At 65.2% G+C, this 24,107-nt stretch carries 25 protein-coding genes; 12 read left to right on the top strand and 13 right to left on the bottom strand.

The window, feature by feature from the left end:
- Positions 1–160: 160 nt before the first annotated feature.
- The 5 genes from LY254_RS02950 to LY254_RS02930 all read left to right on the top strand — a co-directional run bounded on the left by LY254_RS02950 (position 161) and on the right by LY254_RS02930 (position 5,686).
- Complete coding sequence (locus tag LY254_RS02950; RefSeq protein ID WP_247478802.1) at positions 161–2,347, top strand: mechanosensitive ion channel family protein; 2,187 nt, start codon at positions 161–163, stop codon at positions 2,345–2,347.
- Positions 2,331–2,993 (top strand): class I SAM-dependent methyltransferase, encoded by a 663-nt coding sequence (locus LY254_RS02945; protein ID WP_247478801.1) that lies wholly within the window; start codon positions 2,331–2,333, stop codon positions 2,991–2,993. The genes LY254_RS02950 and LY254_RS02945 overlap by 17 nt, the downstream gene beginning before the upstream one ends.
- A gap of 22 nt (positions 2,994–3,015) precedes the next feature.
- Positions 3,016–4,659: a peptide chain release factor 3 gene (locus LY254_RS02940; protein WP_247478799.1), complete on the top strand. Its 1,644-nt coding sequence runs from the start codon at positions 3,016–3,018 to the stop codon at positions 4,657–4,659.
- A gap of 78 nt (positions 4,660–4,737) precedes the next feature.
- Positions 4,738–4,962: a hypothetical protein gene (locus LY254_RS02935; RefSeq protein WP_247478797.1), complete on the top strand. Its 225-nt coding sequence runs from the start codon at positions 4,738–4,740 to the stop codon at positions 4,960–4,962.
- Between the two features lie 37 nt (positions 4,963–4,999).
- Positions 5,000–5,686, top strand: coding sequence for a CPP1-like family protein (locus LY254_RS02930; protein WP_247478795.1), 687 nt, complete (start codon positions 5,000–5,002; stop codon positions 5,684–5,686).
- Here the strand turns inward: LY254_RS02930 and LY254_RS02925 are convergent.
- From LY254_RS02925 to LY254_RS02915, 3 genes are all read right to left on the bottom strand, one after another.
- Complete coding sequence (locus LY254_RS02925) at positions 5,683–5,841, bottom strand: hypothetical protein (RefSeq protein WP_247478793.1); 159 nt, start codon at positions 5,839–5,841, stop codon at positions 5,683–5,685. The two genes, LY254_RS02930 and LY254_RS02925, sit on opposite strands and share 4 nt — an antisense overlap.
- A gap of 79 nt (positions 5,842–5,920) precedes the next feature.
- Positions 5,921–6,838: an Hsp33 family molecular chaperone HslO gene (gene hslO, locus LY254_RS02920; protein WP_010317531.1), complete on the bottom strand. Its 918-nt coding sequence runs from the start codon at positions 6,836–6,838 to the stop codon at positions 5,921–5,923.
- A gap of 37 nt (positions 6,839–6,875) precedes the next feature.
- Positions 6,876–7,520, bottom strand: coding sequence for an ABC transporter ATP-binding protein (locus LY254_RS02915; RefSeq protein WP_043706045.1), 645 nt, complete (start codon positions 7,518–7,520; stop codon positions 6,876–6,878).
- 69 nt (positions 7,521–7,589) lie between these two features.
- On the opposite strand from LY254_RS02915, the gene LY254_RS02910 reads away from it, so the two are divergent.
- Entirely contained in the window at positions 7,590–8,048 is a 459-nt protein-coding gene (locus LY254_RS02910) for a DUF3531 family protein (RefSeq protein WP_247478792.1), read from the top strand.
- Positions 8,049–8,051: 3 nt separating this feature from the next.
- Positions 8,052–8,798: a 16S rRNA (uracil(1498)-N(3))-methyltransferase gene (locus LY254_RS02905; protein WP_247478789.1), complete on the top strand. Its 747-nt coding sequence runs from the start codon at positions 8,052–8,054 to the stop codon at positions 8,796–8,798.
- Positions 8,799–8,813: 15 nt separating this feature from the next.
- Here LY254_RS02905 and LY254_RS02900 read toward each other — a convergent pair whose 3' ends face one another.
- A complete protein-coding gene (locus tag LY254_RS02900; protein WP_247478786.1) occupies positions 8,814–9,194 on the bottom strand; it encodes a hypothetical protein in 381 nt (126 codons plus the stop codon).
- A gap of 126 nt (positions 9,195–9,320) precedes the next feature.
- On the opposite strand from LY254_RS02900, the gene LY254_RS02895 reads away from it, so the two are divergent.
- Entirely contained in the window at positions 9,321–10,085 is a 765-nt protein-coding gene (locus LY254_RS02895; protein ID WP_247479713.1) for a DUF92 domain-containing protein, read from the top strand.
- On the opposite strand, the gene LY254_RS02890 is transcribed toward LY254_RS02895, so the two are convergent.
- The 7 genes from LY254_RS02890 to LY254_RS02860 form a co-directional block, all read right to left on the bottom strand.
- A complete protein-coding gene (locus LY254_RS02890; protein ID WP_247478784.1) occupies positions 10,082–10,843 on the bottom strand; it encodes a sigma-70 family RNA polymerase sigma factor in 762 nt (253 codons plus the stop codon). The genes LY254_RS02895 and LY254_RS02890 overlap by 4 nt on opposite strands.
- Before the next feature lie 78 nt (positions 10,844–10,921).
- Positions 10,922–11,599 (bottom strand): GDSL-type esterase/lipase family protein, encoded by a 678-nt coding sequence (locus LY254_RS02885; protein ID WP_247478782.1) that lies wholly within the window; start codon positions 11,597–11,599, stop codon positions 10,922–10,924.
- A gap of 8 nt (positions 11,600–11,607) precedes the next feature.
- Complete coding sequence (locus tag LY254_RS02880; protein WP_247478780.1) at positions 11,608–13,143, bottom strand: phosphonate ABC transporter; 1,536 nt, start codon at positions 13,141–13,143, stop codon at positions 11,608–11,610.
- A complete protein-coding gene (locus LY254_RS02875; RefSeq protein ID WP_247478778.1) occupies positions 13,140–13,889 on the bottom strand; it encodes a phosphonate ABC transporter ATP-binding protein in 750 nt (249 codons plus the stop codon). The genes LY254_RS02880 and LY254_RS02875 overlap by 4 nt, the downstream gene beginning before the upstream one ends.
- Before the next feature lie 90 nt (positions 13,890–13,979).
- On the bottom strand, positions 13,980–14,216 hold the full coding sequence (locus LY254_RS02870) for a hypothetical protein (protein WP_010317515.1): 237 nt from the start codon (positions 14,214–14,216) through the stop codon (positions 13,980–13,982).
- A gap of 39 nt (positions 14,217–14,255) precedes the next feature.
- Positions 14,256–15,206 (bottom strand): putative selenate ABC transporter substrate-binding protein, encoded by a 951-nt coding sequence (locus LY254_RS02865; RefSeq protein ID WP_247478776.1) that lies wholly within the window; start codon positions 15,204–15,206, stop codon positions 14,256–14,258.
- A 34-nt stretch (positions 15,207–15,240) separates the two neighbouring features.
- Positions 15,241–16,419 carry a pyridoxal phosphate-dependent aminotransferase gene (locus LY254_RS02860; protein ID WP_247478774.1) on the bottom strand — a complete coding sequence of 393 codons (1,179 nt, stop codon included), beginning with the start codon at positions 16,417–16,419 and terminating at the stop codon, positions 15,241–15,243.
- A gap of 81 nt (positions 16,420–16,500) precedes the next feature.
- On the opposite strand from LY254_RS02860, the gene LY254_RS02855 reads away from it, so the two are divergent.
- The 4 genes from LY254_RS02855 to LY254_RS02840 all read left to right on the top strand — a co-directional run bounded on the left by LY254_RS02855 (position 16,501) and on the right by LY254_RS02840 (position 20,197).
- Positions 16,501–16,890, top strand: coding sequence for a VOC family protein (locus LY254_RS02855; protein ID WP_247478772.1), 390 nt, complete (start codon positions 16,501–16,503; stop codon positions 16,888–16,890).
- A 10-nt stretch (positions 16,891–16,900) separates the two neighbouring features.
- Positions 16,901–17,500 (top strand): uracil-DNA glycosylase family protein, encoded by a 600-nt coding sequence (locus LY254_RS02850; protein ID WP_247478771.1) that lies wholly within the window; start codon positions 16,901–16,903, stop codon positions 17,498–17,500.
- 37 nt (positions 17,501–17,537) lie between these two features.
- Positions 17,538–18,761, top strand: a complete 1,224-nt coding sequence (gene ispG / locus LY254_RS02845; protein ID WP_010317506.1) for a (E)-4-hydroxy-3-methylbut-2-enyl-diphosphate synthase — start codon at positions 17,538–17,540, stop codon at positions 18,759–18,761.
- Positions 18,762–18,862: 101 nt separating this feature from the next.
- Positions 18,863–20,197, top strand: a complete 1,335-nt coding sequence (locus tag LY254_RS02840) for a S41 family peptidase (RefSeq protein WP_029626349.1) — start codon at positions 18,863–18,865, stop codon at positions 20,195–20,197.
- Positions 20,198–20,260: 63 nt separating this feature from the next.
- On the opposite strand, the gene LY254_RS02835 is transcribed toward LY254_RS02840, so the two are convergent.
- Complete coding sequence (locus tag LY254_RS02835; protein WP_010317502.1) at positions 20,261–20,449, bottom strand: hypothetical protein; 189 nt, start codon at positions 20,447–20,449, stop codon at positions 20,261–20,263.
- Between the two features lie 64 nt (positions 20,450–20,513).
- The gene (gene mfd / locus LY254_RS02830) at positions 20,514–24,065 is read right to left on the bottom strand and encodes a transcription-repair coupling factor (protein ID WP_247478769.1); all 3,552 of its coding nucleotides are present in this window, start codon (positions 24,063–24,065) and stop codon (positions 20,514–20,516) included.
- Positions 24,066–24,107: the final 42 nt, after the last annotated feature.

Genomic DNA, 24,107 nt, shown 5'->3' with positions numbered 1-24,107 from the left:
AGCGTGCCGGCACCCTAACGCCACTGGTGGGGTCTGCAAGCAGCCGTTGCCACCAGTGGCGGTGCATCCCCCTCTGTGCCGTTCTGTGGCCTTTGTGGGACAGGGATGTGGCAAATCTGGAATTTTCGCCAGATTGCAGATTCCAGTCCCCATTGGCCTGATGCGCTGCCGCCGCTCCCCCTGGTGGATGACCCTGGTGATCGGGGTGCTTGTGGTGCTCCAGTCCTGGTTGCCGGCCCAGGCCGTCACCGGTAGGACCCGGGCGCTGCTGTTTGAGCCCAACGCCCGGCTGATTCCGATTGAGCAGCAACCCTTTTATGGGGAGCTGGTCCGAGATGCCGGCTCCTGGTCTGATGTGGTGCTCGGTCAGGTCGTGGGCAGCAGTCCGAGGGCGACCCTGCTCAATTTCTATGCGGTCATGGCCGAGGTGGGGGACCGCGCCGACCGCCTTGGTCGCTACAGCGCTCTGGTGGAGGCACGCCGCGATGGGGAGGACCGGCAGGAGCAGATCGATGACACCAACCTGCTGTTTGATCTGGCGGTGCGGGCTCTGGATGCCTCCGTCTTCCCCCAAAGCGTGCGGGGCGGGATGGCGGATGAGGCCGCCATCCAGCTGAAGCATGTTCTGGATTACGTCTTCACCCACAGCGTTGAACCCATCTCCATTCCGGACTCCGCAGGAATGAAGGCGCTGAACGATCAGCGGACCAAGCCGGTGGATGCCTGGCGCATCCCAGGGACCGCGATCACCTTGACCTCAGATCTTGTTGGCGATCCTGAGAACAACCTCTACGTCTTTTCCGCCGACACGGTGAGACAAATCCACGCGATGTACGAGGAGATCAGGGACTATCCCCCGATTCAGCAGCCGTTTGCGACACCTCATTTTTATCACGACTTTATTCTGACTCCCGGTTACTTGGTGCCACCGGATTGGTATCTCCGTTTCCCCAGGTCTTGGCGCTCCGTTTTTGAAATCCCTGTTCTTGACCAAACGCTCTTTCAGGTCGTTTGTGCCATCGCTGTCATCAGCATTTATCTCCTGGTCGCAGGCTGGTTAATACGCCTTCTGGTCGATAGTTATCGCGATCGTCCCCTGGGTGATTCCCTCCCCGCAAAGCCAGGGCCCTGGGTTCAAGACGGAATTGCTTGGCGCCGATTCTTCTTCATTCTGCCGGTGCTGCCGTTGACGCGCCTGGCTGAATATCTAATTGATGATGAGGTCAACTTCACGGGATTACCGCTCGTTGTTGTCACCTATGCCTTCTATGTGATCTGGTTTGTCACCGCGGGATTGGTGGTCTTTTTGTTCTTTGAGGCGCTCGGACGAACCGGCTCGGAATTCTTGACCCGGGTGCGCGGCTCCGGCTCGGAGTGGCGGCTGCAGCGGGTCTCCAGTTTCTTGATGCCCCTCTGCCGGGCACTCGGTGGCTTAATCGCGGTAGCCATCTTCTATCGACTGTTGATCCTGCTGGGCTTGCCGGCCAGCACGGTGTTGGCCTTTTCGGCCGTTCCCGGTCTGGCGATTGGTTTGGGCGCTTCCAAGTTGCTGGGCAACCTGTTTGCTGGTCTTTCGATTCAGACCGACCGGCCCCTGCGGGTCGGTGAGTTCTGCCGGGTTGGCGACAGCCTTGGCTACATCACCAAGATCGGTCTGCGCTCGCTTGAGCTGCAAACCCTCGAGAGCCGGGTCACGATTCCGAACTCCATCGCCGATGAGGCGACCATCGTCAACTACTCCAGGAGGAGTCATCGGCCGGATCGCCGGCCGATGCAATCGCTGGAGCTGCGGTTGGATCTCGATGGGGCTTTCTCTCCGTATCAACTCGAGGAGGTCCTGCATCAAACCCGTCGCTCCCTTGAGGCGCGCCAGGACCTGCATCACCCCTTGGTCACCCTGGAGCGCAGTGCAGATGGTGCGGCCCAGGCCCTGGTGGTGGTGGCCATGGTCGAGCTGCATGGCTGGCCCGCCTACCTGCGCCTGCGGGATCACCTGCTTCTCCAGCTGGAGGAACTGATCGAGCGGGCTCAGTTATCGGAGATTGCCCTGGGGATTGCCTACGGCACGACGCCTGAGCAACTCCAACGGGTTCCGGCGTTAATGCAGAAGGCTGTCGAGGTGGATTCTGAACTGCGCTTCCTGGCCTGCCGGCTGGAGCGCATTGCCGCCTTCAGCTACGACCACGTTCTGGAGTTCAGCTCCCTCCACAGCGAGCACGATGCTTTCGAGGACAGCCTTCATGAGCTGAACCGCAGGATTATCGAAACCCTGGCGGCCGAGGGGATTGAGATCCCCTTCCCGACCCAAACCCTGATGCTCAACCCTTCCGATGCAGCGCACCCCTGAACCGGAATTGATGGATGCCCCCGAGCAGGCATCCGCCTATGCCGCTGCGGATTTCAGTGCTGGGGATCAGGCCCTGATCGAACGGATCCAGGCGTTGTTCCCAAGCGGCCTGGGCCCGCGCGTTCTGGATCTGGGCTGCGGTCCGGGCAACATCAGCTTCCGCCTGGCCCGAGCCGATGCCGCGGCGGAGGTGATCGGTCTGGATGGGGCTCCGGCGATGCTCCAGCTCGCGCAGCAGAGTCTGGAGAAGGAGCCGGGTCTCGCCAAGCGGCTCTCGTTTGTTTGTCTCTGTCTGCCTTCGCTGGCCCTGCCCAAGGGCTGCAGTGGCTTGGTCAGCAACAGCCTGCTCCATCATCTGCACGACCCGCTGGTGCTCTGGCAGGCCATTGCCCAGGCCGCTGCCCCGGGTGCACGGGTCTATGTCAAGGATCTGCGGCGCCCCCCCAGTCCGGAGGCCGCAGAGCAGTTGCGTCAGCGCTACCTCGCCGATGCCCCGGCGGTGCTGCAGCACGACTACCTGGCGTCCCTGCATGCGGCCTTCACCGCCGCTGAGGTGGAGCAGCAACTGCACCGCTGCGGCCTGGACCAGCTGCAGGTGGCGGAGGTGGACGACCGTTACCTCGAGATCTGGGGGGAACTGCCGTGAGCTCACCTGTCAGGCTGGCGCCATGACCAGCAGCAGCGTGAGCACCACCCCCGAGCTCGAGGCCCTGGCGGAGGCCGTCTCTCGCCGCCGCAACTTCGCGATTATTTCCCACCCCGACGCGGGTAAGACCACCCTGACCGAGAAGTTGCTCCTTTACGGGGGTGCGATTCAACAGGCCGGTGCCGTGAAGGCCAAGGGGGAGCAGCGCAAGGTCACCTCCGACTGGATGGAGCTGGAGAAACAGCGGGGAATCTCGATCACCTCAACCGTGCTGCAGTTCGACTACAGCGGCAGCACGATCAACCTGCTGGATACCCCCGGCCACCAGGACTTCTCGGAGGACACCTACCGGACCCTGGCCGCTGCAGACAACGCGGTGATGTTGGAGGACGCGGCCAAGGGCCTCGAGCCCCAGACCCGCAAGTTGTTTGAGGTCTGCCGGATGCGTCGCATCCCGATCTTCACCTTCATCAACAAGATGGATCGCCCGGGCCGTGAGCCTCTGGAGCTGCTGGATGAGATCGAGCAGGATCTCGGCCTGGCCTGTTGGCCAGTGAATTGGCCGATTGGCAGTGGCGACCGCTTCCGGGGCGTGATCGATCGCCGCAGCAAGGAGGTGATCCTGTTTCAGCGGGCCGAGCGGGGCCGGGCCTCAGAAGAAAAGGTCCTCAGCGTCGATGAGGCCCGCGGCACTGGCGCGGTGGAAGACGAGCTGCTCGATGCGGCCCTGGAGGAACTGGAGCTGCTGGAGGCCGCTGGCAACGAACTGGATTTGGAGTTGGTCCATGCCGGCGAGCTCAGCCCTGTCTTCTTTGGCTCGGCCATGACCAACTTCGGGGTGCGTCCCTTCCTGGATGCCTTCCTGGAGCTGGCCCAAAAACCCACCCCCCGCTCCAGCAGCGCCGGTGAGATTGAACCGGTGCGCCCCGGGTTCAGCGGTTTCGTCTTCAAATTGCAGGCCAACATGGACCCCCGCCACCGCGACCGGGTCGCTTTTGTGCGGGTCTGCAGCGGCAAGTTTGAGAAGGACATGACGGTGCAGCACGCCCGCACCGGCAAGGCCATCCGTTTGTCCCGTCCCCAAAAACTGTTTGGACAGGACCGGGCTGTGGTGGAGGACGCCTACCCCGGTGACGTCATTGGTCTGAACAACCCGGGGATGTTCGCCATTGGCGACACCCTGTACCTCGGCTCCAAGGTCGAATACGAGGGGATTCCCTGCTTCAGCCCGGAGATCTTTGCCTGGCTGCGCAACCCCAACCCCTCGGCCTTCAAGAGCTTCCGCAAGGGGGTCAACGAGCTGCGGGAGGAGGGTGCCGTGCAGATCCTCTACGACACGGACCAGAGCAAGCGTGATCCGATCCTGGCGGCGGTGGGTCAACTCCAGCTGGAGGTGGTGCAGTACCGCCTGGAGAACGAGTACGGCGTGCAGACCCGCCTCGAGCCACTGGGTTTCTCGGTGGCCCGCTGGGTCGTGGGCGGCTGGGCCGAGCTGGAGAAGGTCGGGCGGATCTTCAACTGCAAAACCGTCCGCGATGCCTGGGATCGTCCAGTGCTGCTGTTCAAGAACGACTGGAACCTCAACCAATTGGCGGAGGATCACCCGGACCTGGAACTCAGCGCCGTCGCGCCCGTGGTGAGCGGTGTGGAGCCCATTGCGCTGTAGCCCCTCTGCAGGGCTCGCGTTTGCTTGTGCGGGAGCGCCAGAATCGGCTGCAACGAAATATCACAGGCTGATTGGCTGATGCCTGGTTCTCTTTGGCTGGTTCGCCCCAGGACCGATGGGGGCAACGATTACGTCAATTTCGTCCGTGGCGGCATGGGCATTGAGATGAGAGAAGGAAGTCACCTGCCGCCGCAGATGCCCCTGCTGAAACGTCGCTGCTGGCTTGAGCTCGATGAGGCGGCACGCCAGCGCATCCTGCTGCTGCGCCAGCAAGGGTTCCAGTCCAGCGAGCCCCTGTTCTGACTACGCTCAGGAATGCAATCCTGCGGCGCGCGGTGGCATGAACCAGGGTCCTGATTCCTCCTCGACCGGTTCCCAGCCCAGTCCCTACGAGCGCCTGGGCATCGAGACCGGTGCGGGATTTGAGGCGGTGCAGGCCGCCAAGCAGGCCAGGCTCGATGAGGTGGGTGAGAACCCCCAGGCCCGCGCCCAGATCGAGGCGGCCTACGACGCCGTGCTGATGGATCGCCTGAAAGAGCGGCAGCAGGGCAAGGTCAGCACCGCAGCCCTCAACGCTTCGGCCCGCGAGGCCAAGGCACCTCCCTCGGCATCACCCGCGCGGCCATCTCTGCCATCCCTGCCGAAACTTGCGGCCCTGCCCAAGCCGTCCCTGCCGAAGCCTTCGCTGCCTGCGCTGGAGTTGGCGGAGGGTCAGCAGCGTTGGCTGCCCGTTGGTGGCTTCGCCCTGCTGACCCTGTTGCTGCTGCTCGCGCCGGCCTCCTCGGCCGAGCTGGTGCTGGCCCTTTCCACGTTGTTCAGCGTTGTGCTGCTGCAGCGGCGCAGTCGGCGCCTGCTGCAGGCCGTCGGCTTCAGCATCCTGCTGCTGAGCCTGGGTCTGGGCATCGGTGCCTTACTGCTTCAAGTGCTGGATCCGAGCTTGCCCCTGGGCCTTCCGCTCGATGCCCACCAGGTCCAGAGCCTGCCGGCCCTGCTGCTGCTGCTACTGGGCGCCCTGCTGATCGCCTAGAGCTGCTTGCTGCCGGCCTGGTTCCAGCTATGGCAACGCAGGGTCCGGGCTGCTCCCCAGGGGATCGTGATGGCCCAGAAGCGGCAACAGCCGCTCTGGTTGGAGCTGTTCAGCGCAAAGTGACTGCAGTTCAGGCAGTGGGGAAACCAGGTCATCACCAGGGCCTGCAGCGCTTCCCCGTTACAGCTCCGGCTGGGGCCCGATGGTGATCACTCCAGGACACTTTTTCAGCCGTTAGGCGGCAGGCGAAAGCTCGTCGATCAGCTCCTGCAGCTCGGCGGCCTTGATGTCATAGACCTCATTGCAGAAATGGCAGGTGAGTTCGGCCTTGCCGTCTTCGCTGAGCATCTGGGAGAGCTCATCGCGCCCCAGCAGTTTGAGGGCGTTGACGCTGCGCTTGCGGCTGCAGGGGCAGTGGAAGGTGATGTCCTGGCTGGCTTCGGCGTCCTCCAGCAGCTGGGGATCAAGGTCCGGAAAGATGTCCTGGAGCAGGGCCTCGAGGTTGCCTTCGCAGGCGGCCAGGCGGTCGCTGAAGTGCTCAATCTCGCGGCAACGCTCCTCCAAGAGCGCCACCAGGGCTGGCTCCCGCGCGGCCTTGGGCAGCACTTGCACCAACACCCCGCCGGCATGCCTTAAGCCGCTGCTGTCGATGCGCTCGCCCACGAAGACCGCCGAGGGGGTCTGCTCGGAGTGCAGCAGGTAGGAGGCCACGTCATCGCCGATGCCGCCGCTGACCAGCTCGACCGTTGAGCTGAACGGCTCCCCCTCGCCCAGGTCCCGAACCACGTGGAGGTACCCGGTGCCGGTGGCCTGTCTGAAGTCGAAGCTGTGGGCGCCATCGGCGCTGTCCAGCAGGTCGAGTTCGAGCTCGGGGGTGCCGACGTAGCCGCGCACGGTTCCGTCGCGGCCGGCATCCACCATCAGTCCCTTGAGCGGGCCATCGGAGGAGATCCGCAGGTTGACTCGCCCGTGGGCGACCTTCATGGAGCTGGCCAGCAGCAGGCCGGCGGTCATCGCCCGACCCAGCAGGGCGGTCGTCAAAAACGAGAGGTTGTGGCGGCGGCGGGCGTAGCGAACCGTGGTGCTGGTGCTGACAGCCACCAGGCGGATCCCTCCGCCTGCAGCCGTTGCGCGCACCAACCGATCCGACATGCCCTGCCCCTTGCTCGGGGCACTGTATTCAGCGGCCTCAGCAGGGGATGAGCGCGGGCTGGAGTTGCCCATCGATCAGGTTCCAGCGCTGTCCTGGTTCCGTCAGGGGCTCGAACAGTTCAGGCTCATGGGTGACGATCAGCACGATGCGCTCGCGGCTGAGCTGATCGATCAGCTCAATGATTTCCGAGCGCACGGACCAATCCAGTCCTGCGGTGGGTTCATCCATCAACAGCACCTTGGGGTCCCGCAGCAGCTGGACCGCCATGGCCAGGCGCCGCTGCTGTCCGCCGCTGAGTTCCTCGGGGGCCTGTTGGAAGGACAGGCCGCTAAGGCCGACCTGCTGCAGCACCGCCTCCGCCTTCTCGCTTGGCAGGCGCCGTTGCCCCAGTCGCAGTTCTTGGCCGACGGTGAGTCCGAGGAAATGGCGTTCGGGGAACTGAAAGACCAGGCCGCAGAGCCAACGGCGCTGGCGGGCATTCAGGGCTTTGCCGTGCCAGCGGATCTCCCCGTGGCTTGGATCGGCCAGTCCGCAGATCAACTCCAGCAGGGTGGACTTGCCGGAGCCACTGCGGCCGGCCACCAGCGCAATCCGCCCGGGCTCCAGGCCCATGCTGGCCCCCCGCAGGACAGGCTCCGGAGCCGTTGCGGCGTGGTAGCGGAGCGCGTCGAGCTCAAGCATCGCTGGCCGATGGCCGTCAGGTGCCCCCAGCATGTTTGATGGGAGCAAGCCCTGCTGCATCGCGCTGCAATGGAGATTCGTTTTCGAGAATTTGACCCCTTCAATTGCTGGCTGTGGTTGCGCTTCAGCAATCCCCCGGGCCAGGGGGAGCGGGGCTATATCGAGACCACCTTGGACAGTTGGTTCTTCCTGGGCAAGTTGGGTGGGTTCAACGCCGAGAACCTTCAGGTCCACGAGGAGGGCGCTGAGGTCAGCTGGATGGGCTACGACGCCGAGACGGCGGAGCGGGCCATGCCTGCACTGATGCACAACATGGGTGAAATCGAGTACCAGGGCTCCTGGGCTCGCTGCTGGTTGGATCTGGGCACCAGTGACGGCTTTGCCCTCGATGTCCTGATCAACACCCTGCGCCAGATCGATTCCGATGTGGTGCAGATCGAGGAGCTGCTTGTCGGTGGGGCCAATGAGGATTGGCCCGTGGAGGACCATCCCGAAAGCCTGTTCCCCGTCGGAGCCCCGGACGCGTAGTCCATGGCCCGGGAGCTGCGTCGGCTGTTGATTGCACCGGAGCGCCTGGCTTCGCAGATCGCGTTGACCCGTGAGGAGGAGCGCTATCTCACCCGCGTGCTGCGGTTCAGTGCCGGTGATCGCTTCGCCGTGGTCAACGGTCAGGGCGCGCTCTGGACGGCCGTGCTTCGGCAGTCCGCCTGCGCCGAGCTGGAGCAGAGCCTGGAGGCGCCCTTGGAGCAGCAGCCTGCACCGGCTCCCCAGCTGGTCTTGGCCGCTGCGGTGGTCAAGCGCGACTTTGAGGTGGTGTTGCGTATGGCCGTCGAGCTGGGGGTGGATCGCTTCATCCCGCTTCTCTGTGAGCGAACGGTCGTCCAGGGCAGCCTGCGGCTGGAGCGCTGGCGCAGCATTGCCGCTGAAGCGGCTGAGCAATGTGAACGGCTCTGGTCGCCGCGGATTGAGGAGCCGATGGACGTCCATCAGCTCCTGGGCCTGAGGGATTCAGCGGTTCCAGGGTTTTGGGCGACCACCCGTCAGCAAGAGCTGCCGCTGTTGGCTTCTGTGTTGGCCGATCAGCCCTTGGAGCGTCTCTCCAGCCTTTGGCTGGCCTGCGGCCCTGAGGGTGGCTGGTCCCCCAGCGAAGAACAGGCCGCCGAGGCGGCCGGATGGAAGCCCGTTGATCTGGGCCCTCGCATCCTGCGCAGCTCGACGGCCTGCGTGAGTGGCTTGAGCAGCCTGAGTAGTGCCCGCGTTGCGCGCTGCGGCAGCTAGCTCAGACCCTCAGCCTTACTTCTTGCCAAACATGCCGCTGGCCATGCTGCGGAAGCCGGCGAGGTTGGCGCCACCGCGGCGGCGACGCATCGGCAGGGCGCCGCCGGCGGTCACACACTCGGGGGCGAAGGTGGCGTCGGTCTTGGCGGGAAGAGCGGCTTGCTCCGCGGCTAATTCAGCGGCGATCGCTTCAGCGGTGGTTTGCACCGAACCGGTCGCTGCAGGTGCGGTTTCAGCAGGTGCAGCGGCGGCGCTTGCTTTGAGTGCAACGGCAGCCTTGGCCTCGACAGGAGCCTTGGCCTTGGGCTTCTCGGCAATGGGGGCCACAGTCACCGACTGTTCAGCTGCCTTCTCATCGAGGTTGAGGAAGAAGCTGCCTTTGCGGTTGAACACCATGGCGCCGGTAATAGACCGTTTGCAGGATTATCCGCTGCTGCCGGTGCTTCTGAACAGCGGCCGTAGGGCAGTGCAACAGAAGTTCCAGCTGCTGTGTTCTTCTGGAGCCAGTCGCTGATTCCAGGGATGCTCGATCTGCAGATCTTGCTCAGCCCAGAGCGCTTGCAGCACTGGCTGGCCGCCCTGGTGATTAATGGTGTGCTGATTGCCGCCGCCCAGCGGCTTCCCCTGTTGACGCGCTCCGGCTGGGTCCACGCGGGGATCCTCGGCACCCTGCTCCTCGGCAGCCTGGACTGGCCCGGTTGGTTGGCCGTGGCGCTTTACCTAGCCCTCGGCTCGCTGGTGACCCGTCTGGGCTACCGGCGTAAGCAGGAGCAGGGCTTGGCCGAGGGGCGTGGCGGCCGGCGCGGGCCTGAGAACGTCTGGGGATCGGCAGCGACTGGGGCCGCGTTGGCGGTGCTCAGCGTCTGGCCGATGGCGCCGGTGATCCTGCTCAAGATCGGCTTTGCCGCGAGCTTTGCCGCCAAGTTGGGCGACACCTGCGGCAGTGAGATCGGCAAGCGTTGGGGACGCCACACCGTTTCGATCACGAACTTCCAGCCCGTTCCCCCCGGCACCGAGGGAGCCATCAGCCTGGAGGGCACCGCCGCCAGTGCGGCGGGCAGCGCCTTGATGGCCCTGGTGATGCTCCAGTTGGGGTTGATTCAGGGCGGGCCGACCTGGTTGTTGGTGGCCCTGGTGGGGCTGGCGGCGACCTTGATGGAGAGCCTGATCGGCGCCACGGTCCAGGACCGCTTCCCCTGGCTGAGCAATGAGCTGGTCAATGCCCTGCAGACCCTGATTGCGGCCCTGCTGGCCATGGGGCTGGCGCTGCGCTTCGCCCTGGCCTAGCTCGCGCCCACCAGTTGCTGACGGACGATGCCGCAGGCCTGCTGGTAGCGCCGCTGGGCGGCACGGGCACTAATCCCTGCCATGGCACCCAGGTCCTGCCAGGTCCGCTGCTGCAGTACCCGGGCTAGCACCAGTCGCCGTTGACTGGCCTGCAGGGTTTTCAGTCCCCTCCAGAGCTGACGGCGCAGTTCGCAGCGCTCGAGCCAGCCGTACTGGCCTGGTGCCTGTTGATCGCTGAGTTGCTCCACCAGGGGGGTCTCGGGGTCTGACCCGCCGCCGGGATGATCCAGGCTCGCCACCCGCAGGCAGGTTTGTAGAGCCTGGGCTTCCTGCCAGCGCTGCTGGGAGCAGCCGAGGGCCCGGGCCAGGGCGCTGTCGTTCATCGGGCTGAGTCCCTGCTGCCCGCGCCGGCGCTGCAGTGCTGCTCCCCGCTGCAGCAGCTCGATCACGCTGCGGGCGCCGCTGAAGACGCGGCAGCGGTCCCTGAGGTAGTGACGCATGGCGCCGCGAATCCAGGGAACGGCGGCCGTACTCAGGGTGTTGCCCAGGCTTGGATCAAAGCGCTCGACCGCCTTGATCAGACCGCGTGCGCCCTCTTGGGCCAGGTCTTCAAAGCTGTGGCCGCTGCGTTCGCTTTCCCGCCGGGCCACCTTCCAGACCAGGGGCAGGTTGGCGGCGACGACGGCGTTGCGGTGCGCGTGGTTGGGGTCCTTGAGATAACGGCTCAAGAGCCATTGCTGTTGGTCCTGGACTGCCATAGCGGATGCCTTGCTCTGCCCTCAGCCTCAACCGCTTGAACTGCTCGTTGGCTCACCCCCTCGGGGGTCTGATTCCCCTCAGTAGAGGGGGGTCCCGGCGCTGGTGGGCTGAAGGTTCGCCCAGCTCAAGAGCGGACTCCAGTGACGTACCCGCTCGTAGATCTGACGATGTCCCTCGCTGTTGAAGTGAATCCCATCGGGGCAGATCCACTGCAGCCAGCTCGGATCCGCCAGCAGGGAGTCCAGTAGCGGCAGGAAGGGCAGATCGGCCTCCATGCAGGCCTCCTTCAGCAGCGCTTCGTACTGGCGGACGTGCTCATTGCTGTACCAGAGCAGATCCGCGAAGGGCATCACGTGCTCGTCCACGGGCGTCAGTCCCAGCACCAGGACCGGTGCGGCCGCTTTGAGCTGGTTGAGAAGTTGTTGGAGGCCGAAGAGAAAGGCCTCCGGATCGAGTTGGTGGCGCCCGTCGCGGCGACCGATTCGCGCGGTGTCGTTGAGGCCGACGGAGAGCAGGATCCCCTGGGGCTGCTGACGCCTGAGTTCCCCGCGGCAAGCGAACTCGCTGGCCCAGCGCGCCGCCACCCGCTCGAGACCATCGCCGCGAACGCCGAGGGAATACAGCACCGGTCCGCCGGGCAGCCCCATCCAGTGCCGCCTGAGGCGCTCGCACCAGCCACCCTCTTCGGGGTCCCCCCAGCCGTAGACGCCGCTGTCCCCAAGCACGATCAATTTGCGGGGAACGGCCAACAGCATGGAGTCGCTTACAGCAGGCGCCGCCGGGCGCGGTCGCTCAGATCTTCACCCACCAGGGTGAGGGCCGCATAGGCCACAAGCAACAGGGCGATCTGATCCCAGGCAAATGAGCTGAGGCTTTCCTGCAACTGGGTTCCAAGCCCGGTCCCCGCCATCAGACCGACCACCACGGTCTCCCGCAGGATCACATCGCTGCGGTAGGCGCCATAGGCCAGATAGGAGCGCGCCAAAGCGCTGAAACGCCCGTAGAGCAGAGCCACCCGTGCCCCGACACCTTGGCCGTGCAGGGCGTCCTCGGCTGCGCCGCTGCAGGACTCTGCGCCCTCTAGCAACAGGCGACCCAAGATCCCGAGGTTGTGAAACCCCAAGGCCAGGGCCGCTGTCCAGATCCCCGGTTTGAAGACAAACAGCAGCAACAGCGCCGTGAGCGGCGGTGGCCAGAGTCGCCCCAGGGCCCAGAGCAGCCTGAGCAGCGGCTGAGCCAGGCGCCACGGCGCGACCAGCAGGAGCAGCAGCGGAGGACCGCCGACGGCTAAGCAGGCCGAGAGGACCGTGAGCAGCAGGGTGTTGCCGATCAGTCGCCCCCAGGGAAGGGCGAGGGCCTCCTGCCAGTGCTGGGAATGCAGCGGCGGCAGCGGTTGCCAATGCAGTAGGGCCGCTGGCTCAATCCCCAGGCTGTGGCTGATCGCCAGCATCAGGGGGAGCAGGAGCCCAAGCAGAAGCAGGATCTCCCGGCCTTGCCGTCCCACACCGGGCTGGGCTTGACCAAAGCGGTTGGCCAGTCCCCAGCGCTGCCGCAGGGCGCGGATCAGGCTCTCCAGGCTCAGCATCACCGCTAGCAGGAGCCAGAGGCCACTCCAGAGCTCGCGAAATTCCAAGGACTGCAGGGTGAGCAGCAGTTCGTTGCCCAGGCCCCCAAGACCAAACACCCCCAGCAGCGTGGCGCTGCGCAGGGCGCATTCGAGCCTGTAGCCGCCGTAGCTGACCACTCCAGGCAGGAGGGGCGGTCCCATGGCCGTCAGCAGGGCCGCCGGGCCAGCACTGCCGGCACTCAAGAGGGCCTTCAGGGTCTGATCGGGTAAGGCATCGAGTTGATCGCTGATCACCCGGGCCACCAGGGCGCCATAGGGAATCACGATCGCCAGCACCGCCACGGCGGGCTGCAGCCCCAGCACCTGCAGCAGCAGTAGACCCCAGATCAGCTCATGGATTGAGCGGGGGATCGCCAGGAGTCGGCGCAGCAGCTCCGCAGGCAGCGCAGTGCCACTCAGGGTGCTCCAGATCAGCCGCGAGCTGGCCAGCCCCAGCAGCAGTCCCAGCATCAGGCTCAGGGACCAGCTCAACAGCGCCACACCGACTGTGACGCCCAGTCCCCTGAGCAGGGAGTCGACCACGACTGGATCGAGCGACGGGTGCAGGGCTGCCTCGGCGAAGGCGCCAATCAATTCCCAGCCGCCGCCATGGCAGAGCCCTGGCAGCACCAGGGCCAGGGGCAGGATCACCCCAGCGGGGATCAGGACCTGGAGTGGCGGCGCGATCTTCAAGGGGTCGTGCTTCCGGCGTAGAGACGCTGCAGGGCCTGCGGCTCGAGTTGCTCCGGCGCGCAATCAAACAGGATGCGTCCCTCCCGCAGACCCACCACGCGGCTAAATCCCGCCAGCAGGTCCGGCCTGTGCAGGCTCATCACCAGCGCCCGTGGCGCCGCGGTCTGCTCCAGCAGGAGCTGGAGCAACTCCCCTGCCAAGCGGGGATCAAGGCTGGAGAGGGGTTCATCGGCGAGCCAGAGCAGAGGGTCCTGACGCAGCAGCCGAGCGATGGCAACCCGTTGGCGTTGTCCGCCAGAGAGCTGTCCCACCGATTGCGCCAACAGAGCGGGATCGAGATCGAGTTGCCGCAGGGCGGCTGCGCAGGCCTCGGTTTCTATGGGAAGGAGCAGGTTCAGCAGGGCCTTCGGCCAGCCCCACTGCGCGAGTCGGCCGCAGTTCAGGTTTTGTTGAACGCTGAGCTCCTCAATCAGGCGTAGGTCCTGCCAGAGCGTTCCGATCTGTCGCTGTTGGCGCCGTTTGATCCGGGGGCGCCTGGACAGGGCCTCCCCGCCCCAGAGCACTTGACCTTGATCGGCCTGGAGTAGGCCATTGGCGACGGCCAGCAGGGTGCTTTTGCCCGCACCGCTGGGGCCGAGCAGCGCCAGTCGTTCACCGGCGTGAAGGCTGAGCTGAACCTGATCCAGCCTGGGCTGTTGGCGTCCCTTGACGCTCACCCCCCGCAATTCCAGGACGGGCGCATCCATGGGGGCCTTAGCTCTGGGTGAAGCGGAAGACCATCAAGGCCAGGATTAACCCCACCAGGGTGAGTTCGATGACGTCGGGGCCGCGTGGGTTCATCCCCGCCCCTCACGCTTTTCCAGTTTGGCCACTGAGGGCAGGCCGAAGACCAGAACGAGCAGGGGGATCTCCAGCCAGAGAACCCCATTGCTCAGCAGGATCACCGCCAGGTCAATGGCGGCAATGGAGCGCAGAAACAGGACCCAGACCTCGTCGCCGTCGCTGCAGCTGCGCTGCCAGAGCAGCAGGCCAGCCACCAGCAGCAGCAGGTCCGTCAGCAGGGTCGTGGACAATGCGGAGAGGACAGGTCTCCCCGCATTCTGCTCCTGGAATCAGCGGATCTTGCCCATCTGCCGGCCGACCTGCTCGATCTTGGCGTAATCGCTGGCCTTCGCCCCGATGAAGCGTTGGGCCCCGAAGAGCTCCAGGATGGCCTTCTGCTCAGGGTTGCTGCTGCGCCAGCTCAAGATCGCCTGACGCAGCTTCGTGCTGAAGCCGGCTCCGAAGCGCTGGTTGAGGTCGGGCTGGGCGATCCAGTGGTAGTCGGGATAGTCGGGGGTGGTCCAGATCGCGTAGACCTTGGCCTTGTTGGCCTTGCCGCTGGCCAGGTTGGCTTCCCAGACCTGTTTGTTCAGGGCGCCGGCGTCATAGGCGCCGCTTTGCACCAGGGCCACGGTGGCGTCATGGCTGCCGCTGAAACCGGGGGCTCCACCGGCGAACTGGCTGGGCTTCACCCCGGCCTGCGCCAGGAAGTACTGGGGCATCAGCCGCCCTGAGGTGGAGCTCTGCGATCCGAAGGTGACGCGCTTGCCCATGAGCTCCTTCAGGCCGTTGATGCTGCTGATGGGCTTGAGCTGGCTCTTGCGGTTGGCGATGAAGACCGATTGGAATTTGGCGTCGATGTCGCGCTGGGCGATCACCTGGGAGCCGGGCTTTTGCAGCCGGGCCTGGACACCGGTAAGGCCGCCAAACCAGACCAGATCCAAATTGCCGGTGCGGAAGGCACTGACCGCCGCGGCGTAGTTCGTGACGGGGACATATTTGACGTCGACATTCAGCTGCTTGCTGAGTTCATTGGCCACCAATCCGTAGAGCCGGTTCAGCTTCTCGGGCTTCTGATCGGGGATGGCGCCAACGCGCAGCACCGGCTTGTTGGTCTGGGCGACGGCTGCGGGGGTGAAGGCACTGCTCAAGGGCAGAGGTGTGGCCACCGGCAGCAGCGCAAGCGAAACGCCCACGGCCGCGGCGGCCCAACGTTCTCGGCCTGTCAAGCGGATGGTCATCGCAGGAGGTGCAGAAGAACCTCCGATTTTGCCTTTAGAGCTGTTCGATGAAGCGCTGCAACCGTGTCAGTCCGTCCTGGATGGTGGCGTCCGAGGCGGCGCAGGAGAGGCGAATGCAGTCGTTGTCACCAAAGGCGCCACCGGGCACCACCGCCAGGCCCTGCTCATCGAGCAGCCGCTCACAGAAGCGCATTGAGTCCAGGCCGGTGCTGCTGATGTTGGGGAAGGCGTAGAACGCCCCCTGGGGCGGCAGGAGTTGCACACCGGCGATGGCCTGGAGGCCATCGCTGAGCAGCTGACGGCGGTGGGTGAATTGAGCCGCCATGGTTTGGACGCACTCGCGCGAGCCCGTCACCGCCGCCAGGGCTCCGTACTGGGCAAAGGTGCAGACGTTGCTGGTGCTCTGGCTCTGCAGGGCGCTGGCTGCCTTGAGAACGCTGCTGTTGCCGGCCAGCCAGCCGATCCGCCAGCCGGTCATCGCCCAGCCCTTGGCGAAGCCATTGACGGTGAAGACCCGATCCGCCAGGTCCGGTGCGACCGCCGCGAAGCTGTGGTGGCTGTGGCCGGGTGCCAGCAGAAATTCGTAGATCTCATCGCAGACCACCGCCACCTGGGGATGGCGCCGGAGGACTGCGGCGATCGCTTCGAGGTCACTGCGGCTGAGCACCGCACCGGTGGGGTTGCCCGGGCTATTGAGCACGAGCAACTTGCTGGCCGGCGTGATCGCTGCCTCCAGCCGTTCGGGGTCGAGCCGGAATCCTTCTGTGGCTGAGCTGGGGATCAAGCGCACTGAGGCGCCAGCCAACCGCGCAATCTCCGGGTAGCTCAGCCAGTAGGGCGCAGGGAGCAGCAGTTCATCACCGGGCTCCAGCAGCACCTGAAACAGGTTGTAGAGGGCCTGTTTGCCGCCGTTGGTGACCAGCACCTGATCCGCGCTGGTGGGGACCTGGTTCTCCTGGGTCAGCTTCTGGGCAATGGCTTCCCGCAGGGGCGGCTCGCCGGCGGCCGGGCCGTAGCGGGTCAGGCCACTCTTGAGGGCCTGGGCCGCGGCCTGGCGGATGAAGGCTGGGGTATCAAAGTCCGGCTCACCTGCGCTCAGGCTGCAGATGTCGCGTCCCTCGGCCTTCAGGGCCTTTGCGCGGGCCGCGATGGCCAGCGTCAACGAGGGCTGCAGCGCTTCGGCCCGGGCGGAGAGTTTCAACGGGCGCGGCATTTGAGCAGCGACGTCAGGGGGGCACGCCTTGCGGCGAACCGGTGATGCTGTGCATCCTGCCGCATGCCGGGCCCCGAAACGATGTCTCCACTGACCTCCCCGACCGTTGGCCTGGTGTTGGCGGCGGATGACCCCGAGGCCTTGGCCCGTTTCTACGGCTCCGTCTGCCTCGCGCCGCTGCAGGCCGGCTTGAGTGCTAGCCACTGCCGGCTGCCCTTGCCCGGTTCGGGCTGGCTGGAGATCTACGCCCCCAGTCGCTCCAGACCACTCGCTCGCCAACGGGGACGTCTCGCCCTGGCGATCCAGCTCAGCGGTGGTGCATCCGGCCTTCAGGCTGCGGTCGAGCGGGCTCAGGCCCAGGGCGCTGCCCTGCTGGAGCCCCCGCGTCAGGAGCCCTTCGGTTGGGAGGCCTGGTTGAACGATCCCGAAGGCAACGCCCTGCTGCTGATTGCTAGAGAGACTCGCGAGTGATTGCGGGGCGATGACGGCCACCTCCCTTGAACAGGACCTGGCGTCCTTGGCGGAGAGCTGCGATGCCTGTCGCCTCTGCAAGTTGGGCTCCAGCCGCAGCCAGGTCGTGGTCAGCCGCGGCAATCCCCAGGCGCGCCTGATGGTCATCGGCGAGGGTCCTGGTGCTCAGGAGGATGAACAGGGACAGCCCTTTGTGGGCCGCTCCGGCCAGCTGCTGGATCGCATGCTCGAGAGCGTGGGCATCGACAGCAATCGCGACGCCTACGTCTGCAACATCGTCAAGTGCCGGCCACCGGAGAACCGCAAGCCCACGGCCTTGGAGATGGCCTCATGCAAGCCCTGGTTGGATCGTCAAATCGCCCTGGTGGATCCCGCGGTCATCCTGTTGGCCGGGGCGACGGCCGTGGAGGGCCTACTGGGCATCAAGGGAGGAATGACCAAGATTCGCGGTCAGTGGCGCCAATGGGAGGGCCGTTGGTTGATGCCCGTCTTCCACCCCTCCTACCTGCTGCGCAATCCCTCCAAGGAGCGCGGTGCCCCGAAGTGGCTCACCTGGCAGGACCTGCAGGATGTGCAGCGCCGCCTGGCCCAATTGGACGCTCCGTTGTGACAGGCTTGCCCCAACCGGCCTGCCCAACGCTGCTGCCATGACTGCCTCTCTCACCGCAACGCCCGAGGCGGGGCAGCTGTCGTCCCGTTACGACACGGTCATCCGCCGCCGCCAGACCCGCAGCGTTCGGGTGGGCGACCTCTGGATCGGCAGCGAGCACCCTGTGGTGGTGCAGTCGATGATCAACGAGGACACCCTCGACATCGAGGGGGCCACCGCTGGGATCCGTCGCTTGCATGAGGCGGGCTGCGAGATCGTTCGCGTCACCGTTCCGTCCTTGGCCCACGCCAAGGCGATGGGGGAGATCCGCAAGCGCCTGGAAGACACCTATCAGCCCGTTCCCCTGGTGGCTGATGTGCACCACAACGGCATGAAGATCGCCCTGGAAGTGGCGAACCATGTCGACAAGGTCCGGATCAACCCGGGCTTGTTTGTCTTTGACAAGCCGGATCCGAATCGGACCGAGTTCACCCCCGAAGAGATCGCCCAGATCGGTGATCGCATCACCGAGACCTTTGAACCCCTGGTCAGCCTCCTGAAGGCCCAGGACAAGGCCCTGCGCATTGGCGTCAACCACGGCTCCCTGGCGGAGCGGATGCTGTTCACCTACGGCGACACCCCCCTGGGGATGGTGGAGAGCGCCCTGGAGTTCATCCGCATCTGCGACCGCCTCGACTTCCACAACATCGTGGTCTCGATGAAGGCTTCGCGGGCTCCAGTGATGCTGGCCGCCTACCGGATGATGGCCGACCGGATGGATGCCGAGGGCTTCAACTACCCCCTGCACCTCGGGGTGACAGAAGCCGGTGACGGTGATTACGGCCGGATCAAGAGCACCGCTGGCATTGCCACCCTGTTGGCCGATGGCCTGGGAGACACGATCCGGGTGTCGCTGACCGAGGCACCGGAGAAGGAAATCCCTGTCTGCTACTCGATCCTGCAGTCCCTGGGTCTGCGCAAGACCATGGTCGAGTACGTCAGCTGCCCCAGCTGCGGACGCACGTTGTTCAACCTGGAGGACGTGCTCAACAAGGTGCGCAACGCCACCTCCCACCTCACGGGTCTCGACATCGCTGTGATGGGCTGCATTGTCAACGGCCCCGGTGAGATGGCCGATGCCGATTACGGCTACGTCGGTAAAACCCCCGGTGTGATTTCGCTCTACCGCGGCCGCGACGAGATCCGCCGGGTTCCAGAGGCCGAGGGCGTGGAGGCTTTGATTGCCTTGATCAAGGACGACGGCCGTTGGGTCGATCCCTGAGGCCCTACGGCTAACCCTTAGATATCTCCGGTTTTCACGCCAACTGAGCTGTGTGAATTGCAGCTACGTTGAAGCAATCTCCCGGCCTCAGGAGCGCCTTGATGACTCAGCCACGCGGCCTGTTGCTTGTTCTGGCCGGTGCCGGCGCAGTCGGGGCGATCTGCTTGCCTCCCCTGCTGATGCCCAGTTCGGCATCGCTGGTGAGCGATAGCCCGAAGGAAGTCATTGATCAGACCTGGCAGATCGTCTTCCGGGACTATCTCGATACCAACGGCAAATACACCACCGACAAGTGGAAGGACCTGCGTCGTCAGGTTCTCTCCAAGAGTTACGGCAGCACCAAGGAGAGCTACGAGGCCATCCGTGGCATGTTGGCCACCCTGGATGACCCCTACACGCGCTTCCTCGATCCGCGTGAGTTCAAGGAGATGCAGATCGACACCTCTGGGGAACTCTCCGGGGTCGGCATCCAGCTGAGCCTTGATAAGGACAGCAAAGAACTCACCGTTGTCAGTCCGATTGAAGGATCTCCGGCCTCCCGCGCCGGGGTGATGCCCAAGGACGTCATCACCGCGATTGACGGCAAGAGCACCAAGGGGATGACGACCGAGGATGCGGTCAAGTTGATTCGCGGCAAGGCTGGCAGCACCGTGACCCTGCAGCTCCGCCGCAACGGCAAGCTGCTGGATACGCCCCTGGTGCGTGCACGCATTGAGCTCCATGCGGTCGACACCCAGGTCAACACCAGTGCCGATGGCACCAAGATTGGCTACATCCGCCTGAAGCAGTTCAACGCCAATGCCGCCAAGGACATGGCGCAGGCGTTGAAGGATCTGGAGAAGGAGCAGGTTCAGGGCTACGTGCTCGATCTGCGCAGTAACCCCGGTGGCCTGCTGGTGGCGAGCATCGCCATTGCCCGCCAATGGCTCAATGAGGGGGTCATCGTCTCCACCAAGACCCGCGATGGCATCCAGGACACCAAGCGGGCGGTGGGCCGCGCCCTGACCGAGCGTCCCTTGGTGGTGCTGGTGAATGAGGGTTCAGCCAGTGCCAGCGAAATCCTCTCCGGTGCTCTGCAGGACAACCACCGCGCTGTGTTGGTGGGGGAGACCACCTTCGGCAAGGGTCTGGTCCAATCGGTTCGCGGCCTGATCGATGGATCAGGAATGACCGTGACGATCGCCAAGTACCTCACCCCAAGCGGTCGCGATATCCATAAGCACGGCATTGATCCCGATGTGCGCGCCAAGCTCAGCGCTCGCGAGATCCAGAGCCTGCGGCTGGAGGATCTGGGCACCCAGAAGGACAGTCAATACCGTGTGGCTGAATCGACCCTGCTCAAGCAGGTCAAGGCCGCCGGCAGCCTGACGAAGTCACGTGCCTACAACCCCAGCAGTGCCAATGTCCCAGCGGCGCTGGCGGCTCCCGTTCAGTAATTAGGCCACAAAAAAGCCCGCGGTTGCTCCGCGGGCTGAGCTGATCACGCTTGTGGGCTGACCTCAGGCGGCGCTGCCCACGGGTTGCATCAGGCCGCCGCCAGGGGTGGAGTCGTCGTCATCGTTGCCGGTGTCTGCCTGAAGCAGAGCGAAGACACCCAGGGCCACCAGGGAGATCAAGCCAGAGACAAGGCTCAGGCCACCACCGAAGCCGCTGCTGAGATCGATGACTTCGCCGAGGCCGGGACCCATGAGCGTCCGTTACATCACTTCACGGAATTGTAACGGACTTTTGCGCTGGTCGCTCATCTTTGGCCTAAACCGCCAGCACGGCTTCGTTCTTGGCCTTCAGCTGTTCAGCCCGTTGGGCATCGGTCAGGCCATCGGCGCCGGGGATCTGCTCGGCCATTTGCTTGAGCCAGTTCATCAGCTCCTCCACCTGTTTCTCCATGGGCAGGACCCCCAGACCCCGTGCCAGGACCTTGGCGGTGCTGCCGGAACCGGCCTGGTAGACGAGCCTGCCGTGCAGGTGTTGGGGTAATCCCTGGCGCAGCAGCCGGAAGGCTGGCTCCTCCATCGGGGTCTCCAAGGCGATGTTGGGTTTCTCAGGTTTGATCCGTGAGAAGCCGCAGCGTTTGGCGAGCAGCTTCAGCTCCATCAGCTGCAGCAGCGAGATGACCGGCGCCGGGATGGCGCCATAGCGATCCACCCAGTCGGCAGCCAGTTGCAGCAGGCCATCTGGGCTGACGCAGTCGGCCGCGGCGCGGTAGGCCGCCATCTTCTCGTCGTTGTCGCTGATCCAGTCGCCGGGGATGAATGCGGTGAGCTGCAGATCGATCTGGGTGTCGTCCACGGCGGGGATGTCCTGGCCTTGGATCTCGGCCAGGGATTCCTGGAGCATCTCCATGTAGAGGTCAAAGCCGATGGTCTCCATCTGGCCGCTTTGCTCCACCCCGAGCAGGTTGCCGACGCCGCGGATCTCCATGTCGCGCATGGCCAGTTGGTAGCCACTCCCCAGTTGGGCAAATTCCTGAATCGCGCGCAGACGCTGACGTGCCGCATCGCTCAGCGAGGCGTCACCTGGATAGAACAACCAGGCGTGGGCCTGGATGCCGCTGCGGCCGACGCGACCGCGCAGTTGGTAGAGCTGGGCTAGGCCGAATTTATGGGCGTCCTCGATCAGGATCGTGTTGACCCGGGGAATGTCCAGGCCGCTCTCCACGATCGTCGTGCAGAGCATCAGGTCGGCCTCGCCGGCGTTGAAGGCCACCATGGCGCTCTCCAGTTCGCCTTCGGCCATCTGACCGTGGGCGACCAGGAGCCGTAGGCCGGGAATCATCTGCCGAAGCCCTTCGGCCACCTCTTCGATGCCCTCGACCCGGGGGACGACGTAGAAGATCTGGCCGCCGCGATCAAGTTCCTGGCGGATCGCACTGCGAACCGCTTCCTCATCGAGGGCCGCCAGGTGGGTTTTGATCGGCCGGCGCAACGGCGGTGGCGTGGTGATCAGGCTCATCTCCCGCACCCCTGAGAGGCTCATGTAGAGCGTTCGCGGGATCGGGGTTGCCGAGAGGGTCAGGACGTCGACGTCCTTGCGCAGGGCCTTGATCTTTTCCTTTTGGTTGACGCCAAAGCGCTGCTCCTCATCCACCACGAGCAGGCCCAGCTCCTTGAACTGGGTGCCCTTGCCCAGCAGTTGGTGGGTGCCGACGACCACGTCGACGGTGCCTTCGCCCAGGCCCTCTTGGATCACCTTGCGCTCGCTGCTGGTGCGGAAGCGGTTGAGCAGGCTGACCTTGATGGGATAAGGCGCAAAGCGCTCCGAGAGCGAGCGCCAGTGCTGCTGGGCCAGAACGGTTGTAGGGGCGAGCATTGCCACCTGCTTGCCGGCGGTGACGGCCTTGAAGATCGCGCGGATGGCGACTTCGGTTTTGCCGAAGCCCACATCACCACAGACCAGGCGGTCCATCGGCTGGGGCTGCTCCATGTCCCGTTTGACATCGGCAATCGCCTTGACCTGATCGGGCGTGGGCTCGTAGGGGAAGGAGTCCTCGAGTTCGTTCTGCCAGGGGCCATCCACCGGGAAGGCGAAGCCCGGAGCCTTGTGCCGTTCGGCGTAGAGCTTGACCAGATCGAGGGCGACCTTGCGGACGGCCTTGCGCGCCCGCTCCTTGGCTTTGTTCCACGCGGTTCCGCCCATCCGGTTGAGGTCCGGGGGGCTGTCACTGGTGGCCCGGTAGCGCCCGAGGCTGCCCAGCTGGTCGGCGGCGACCCGCAGCAGGCCATCGGCGTACTGAACAACGAGGTAGTCGCGGGCTTCGCTGCCAATCGCGAGCTTCTCGAGCTTCAGGAATTTGCCGATGCCGTGGTTGCGGTGCACCACGAAGTCGCCCGGGCGCATCTTGTTGGGATCGACCGTGCGGCTAGCGGCCTTGCGCCGGCGGCGCACGTAGCCGCTGGCCGCCAGGGAGTGCTGGCCGAAGAACTCCCGGTCGGTGATCAGCGCCAGCTTCCAGGCCGGCAACTGCAGACCCTCGAGTTCAGCGGTGCCCTTGGTCTTGAGGGCGACGGGGGTGTTCTGCTCGATCAGCCGATCAATCGCCGGGTGATCCGCCGGGTTGGGGACGAAGCGGCTGATGCAGTCGTGCTCCTCCAGCAGGGCCACGGCCCGGCTGGGCTGGGCCGAGAGCAGCCAGACCCGGGTCTTCTCCTTCTGGAAGCCTTTGATTAATTCGGCGAGCTTGCCGAATTGGTTGGGGTAGGCGGGAACGGCCCGGCTGGAGAGATCGAAATTGTTGGGGTGGTTGTCGCTCTCCTGGAGTTCCGCCAGGTCAAAGCCCTGGAAGCGCTCTGCAGCGGCCAGGGCCTCTTCGGGCCTGCGGTGCAGCACGGCCGGTAGCTCGACGCCGAGTTCAGCGCAGACCTCAGCGTGGTGCTCGATGGCGTGGTCGAACCACTGCTGGCCGTGGGAGAGGCAGTGGCGCCGCTCATCGATGGCGATCAGCGTGCCTTCGGGCAGGTAATCCAGCAGGGAGGCCGGCTCGCTCCAGGCCAGACCCATCAGCCGCCGCATCCCCTCCGGCGTTCCGCCCTCCAGCAGTTGTTCGCTGGCCTCGGGGCTGAGCAGCTGATCGAGACCCTCGGGCATGCCCTCGCGCAGGGCATCGGCAATTAGGGGGCCGTAGCCGCTGGGGGTGAGCCGCACCACCTCGATGGGATCGAGGGAGCGCTGGCTGGCGGGATCGAATTCCCGCAGCTTCTCCAGCTCCTCACCGAAAAACTCGAGACGAACGGGGAGTTCGGCGCTGACCGGGAAGACGTCGACGATGTCGCCGCGGCGGCTCCAGCTGCCCTCCTGCTCGATGCTGGTGACCCGCTCATAGCCCAGGCGGGTGAGGGTTTCTCCGAGGGCCTCGAGCTCAAATTCATCCCCTTTGCGCAGGCTGAGGCACTGGGCCTGCAGGGCCGGCGGCGGCGGCAGGTGGGGCTGCAGGGCGCGCTCGGTGGCGACGATGGCGCAGCGGCCCTTGGCATCCAGCAGCTCGCTGAGCACCTGTAGTTGTCCCCAGGTGATCTCGCTGGTGGGATCGAAGGGCTCGTAGGGGCTGCCCTCGCTGGTGGGGTAGAGCTGGGCGCTGCTCCAGCCCATCAGCTCCAGCAGGGCAGCCCAGCGTCCGGCCTCCTCCAGGGTGGGCACGACCACCAGCAGCGGCGCCTCGGCGCAGCCCGCCAGGACGCTGCTGATCAGGGCCCGGGCGCCGCGTCCCGCACTGGAGAGCCGCAGGCGCTCATCCCTGTTGCACCGCTGCAGAACCTCTCCACTGAGGGCCACCTGCTGCAGTTGGCGCACCAGGGCGGAGAGGGGCATGGGGCTCAAAGCACAGCTGACCATCTTGGCAAGAGAATGGTG

This window comes from Synechococcus sp. NB0720_010, assembly GCF_023078835.1.
Taxonomy (GTDB): Bacteria; Cyanobacteriota; Cyanobacteriia; order PCC-6307; family Cyanobiaceae; genus Vulcanococcus.
Note: the sequence above shows the minus strand (reverse complement) of the source record. Positions and strands in the feature narration are given on the sequence as shown.

What these genes read in the sequence shown, in the direction of transcription:
- LY254_RS02950 (WP_247478802.1), top strand. Translation starts at nt 161, where the DNA reads ATGCGCTGCCGCCGCTCCCCCTGGTGGATGACCCTGGTGATCGGGGTG.
- LY254_RS02945 (WP_247478801.1), top strand. Translation starts at nt 2,331, where the DNA reads ATGCAGCGCACCCCTGAACCGGAATTGATGGATGCCCCCGAGCAGGCA.
- LY254_RS02940 (WP_247478799.1), top strand. Translation starts at nt 3,016, where the DNA reads ATGACCAGCAGCAGCGTGAGCACCACCCCCGAGCTCGAGGCCCTGGCG.
- LY254_RS02935 (WP_247478797.1), top strand. Translation starts at nt 4,738, where the DNA reads ATGCCTGGTTCTCTTTGGCTGGTTCGCCCCAGGACCGATGGGGGCAAC.
- LY254_RS02930 (WP_247478795.1), top strand. Translation starts at nt 5,000, where the DNA reads ATGAACCAGGGTCCTGATTCCTCCTCGACCGGTTCCCAGCCCAGTCCC.
- LY254_RS02925 (WP_247478793.1), bottom strand. Translation starts at nt 5,841, where the DNA reads ATGACCTGGTTTCCCCACTGCCTGAACTGCAGTCACTTTGCGCTGAAC.
- hslO (WP_010317531.1), bottom strand. Translation starts at nt 6,838, where the DNA reads ATGTCGGATCGGTTGGTGCGCGCAACGGCTGCAGGCGGAGGGATCCGC.
- LY254_RS02915 (WP_043706045.1), bottom strand. Translation starts at nt 7,520, where the DNA reads ATGCTTGAGCTCGACGCGCTCCGCTACCACGCCGCAACGGCTCCGGAG.
- LY254_RS02910 (WP_247478792.1), top strand. Translation starts at nt 7,590, where the DNA reads ATGGAGATTCGTTTTCGAGAATTTGACCCCTTCAATTGCTGGCTGTGG.
- LY254_RS02905 (WP_247478789.1), top strand. Translation starts at nt 8,052, where the DNA reads ATGGCCCGGGAGCTGCGTCGGCTGTTGATTGCACCGGAGCGCCTGGCT.
- LY254_RS02900 (WP_247478786.1), bottom strand. Translation starts at nt 9,194, where the DNA reads ATGGTGTTCAACCGCAAAGGCAGCTTCTTCCTCAACCTCGATGAGAAG.
- LY254_RS02895 (WP_247479713.1), top strand. Translation starts at nt 9,321, where the DNA reads ATGCTCGATCTGCAGATCTTGCTCAGCCCAGAGCGCTTGCAGCACTGG.
- LY254_RS02890 (WP_247478784.1), bottom strand. Translation starts at nt 10,843, where the DNA reads ATGGCAGTCCAGGACCAACAGCAATGGCTCTTGAGCCGTTATCTCAAG.
- LY254_RS02885 (WP_247478782.1), bottom strand. Translation starts at nt 11,599, where the DNA reads ATGCTGTTGGCCGTTCCCCGCAAATTGATCGTGCTTGGGGACAGCGGC.
- LY254_RS02875 (WP_247478778.1), bottom strand. Translation starts at nt 13,889, where the DNA reads ATGGATGCGCCCGTCCTGGAATTGCGGGGGGTGAGCGTCAAGGGACGC.
- LY254_RS02865 (WP_247478776.1), bottom strand. Translation starts at nt 15,206, where the DNA reads ATGACCATCCGCTTGACAGGCCGAGAACGTTGGGCCGCCGCGGCCGTG.
- LY254_RS02860 (WP_247478774.1), bottom strand. Translation starts at nt 16,419, where the DNA reads ATGCCGCGCCCGTTGAAACTCTCCGCCCGGGCCGAAGCGCTGCAGCCC.
- LY254_RS02855 (WP_247478772.1), top strand. Translation starts at nt 16,501, where the DNA reads ATGTCTCCACTGACCTCCCCGACCGTTGGCCTGGTGTTGGCGGCGGAT.
- LY254_RS02850 (WP_247478771.1), top strand. Translation starts at nt 16,901, where the DNA reads ATGACGGCCACCTCCCTTGAACAGGACCTGGCGTCCTTGGCGGAGAGC.
- ispG (WP_010317506.1), top strand. Translation starts at nt 17,538, where the DNA reads ATGACTGCCTCTCTCACCGCAACGCCCGAGGCGGGGCAGCTGTCGTCC.
- LY254_RS02840 (WP_029626349.1), top strand. Translation starts at nt 18,863, where the DNA reads ATGACTCAGCCACGCGGCCTGTTGCTTGTTCTGGCCGGTGCCGGCGCA.
- LY254_RS02835 (WP_010317502.1), bottom strand. Translation starts at nt 20,449, where the DNA reads ATGGGTCCCGGCCTCGGCGAAGTCATCGATCTCAGCAGCGGCTTCGGT.
- mfd (WP_247478769.1), bottom strand. Translation starts at nt 24,065, where the DNA reads ATGCCCCTCTCCGCCCTGGTGCGCCAACTGCAGCAGGTGGCCCTCAGT.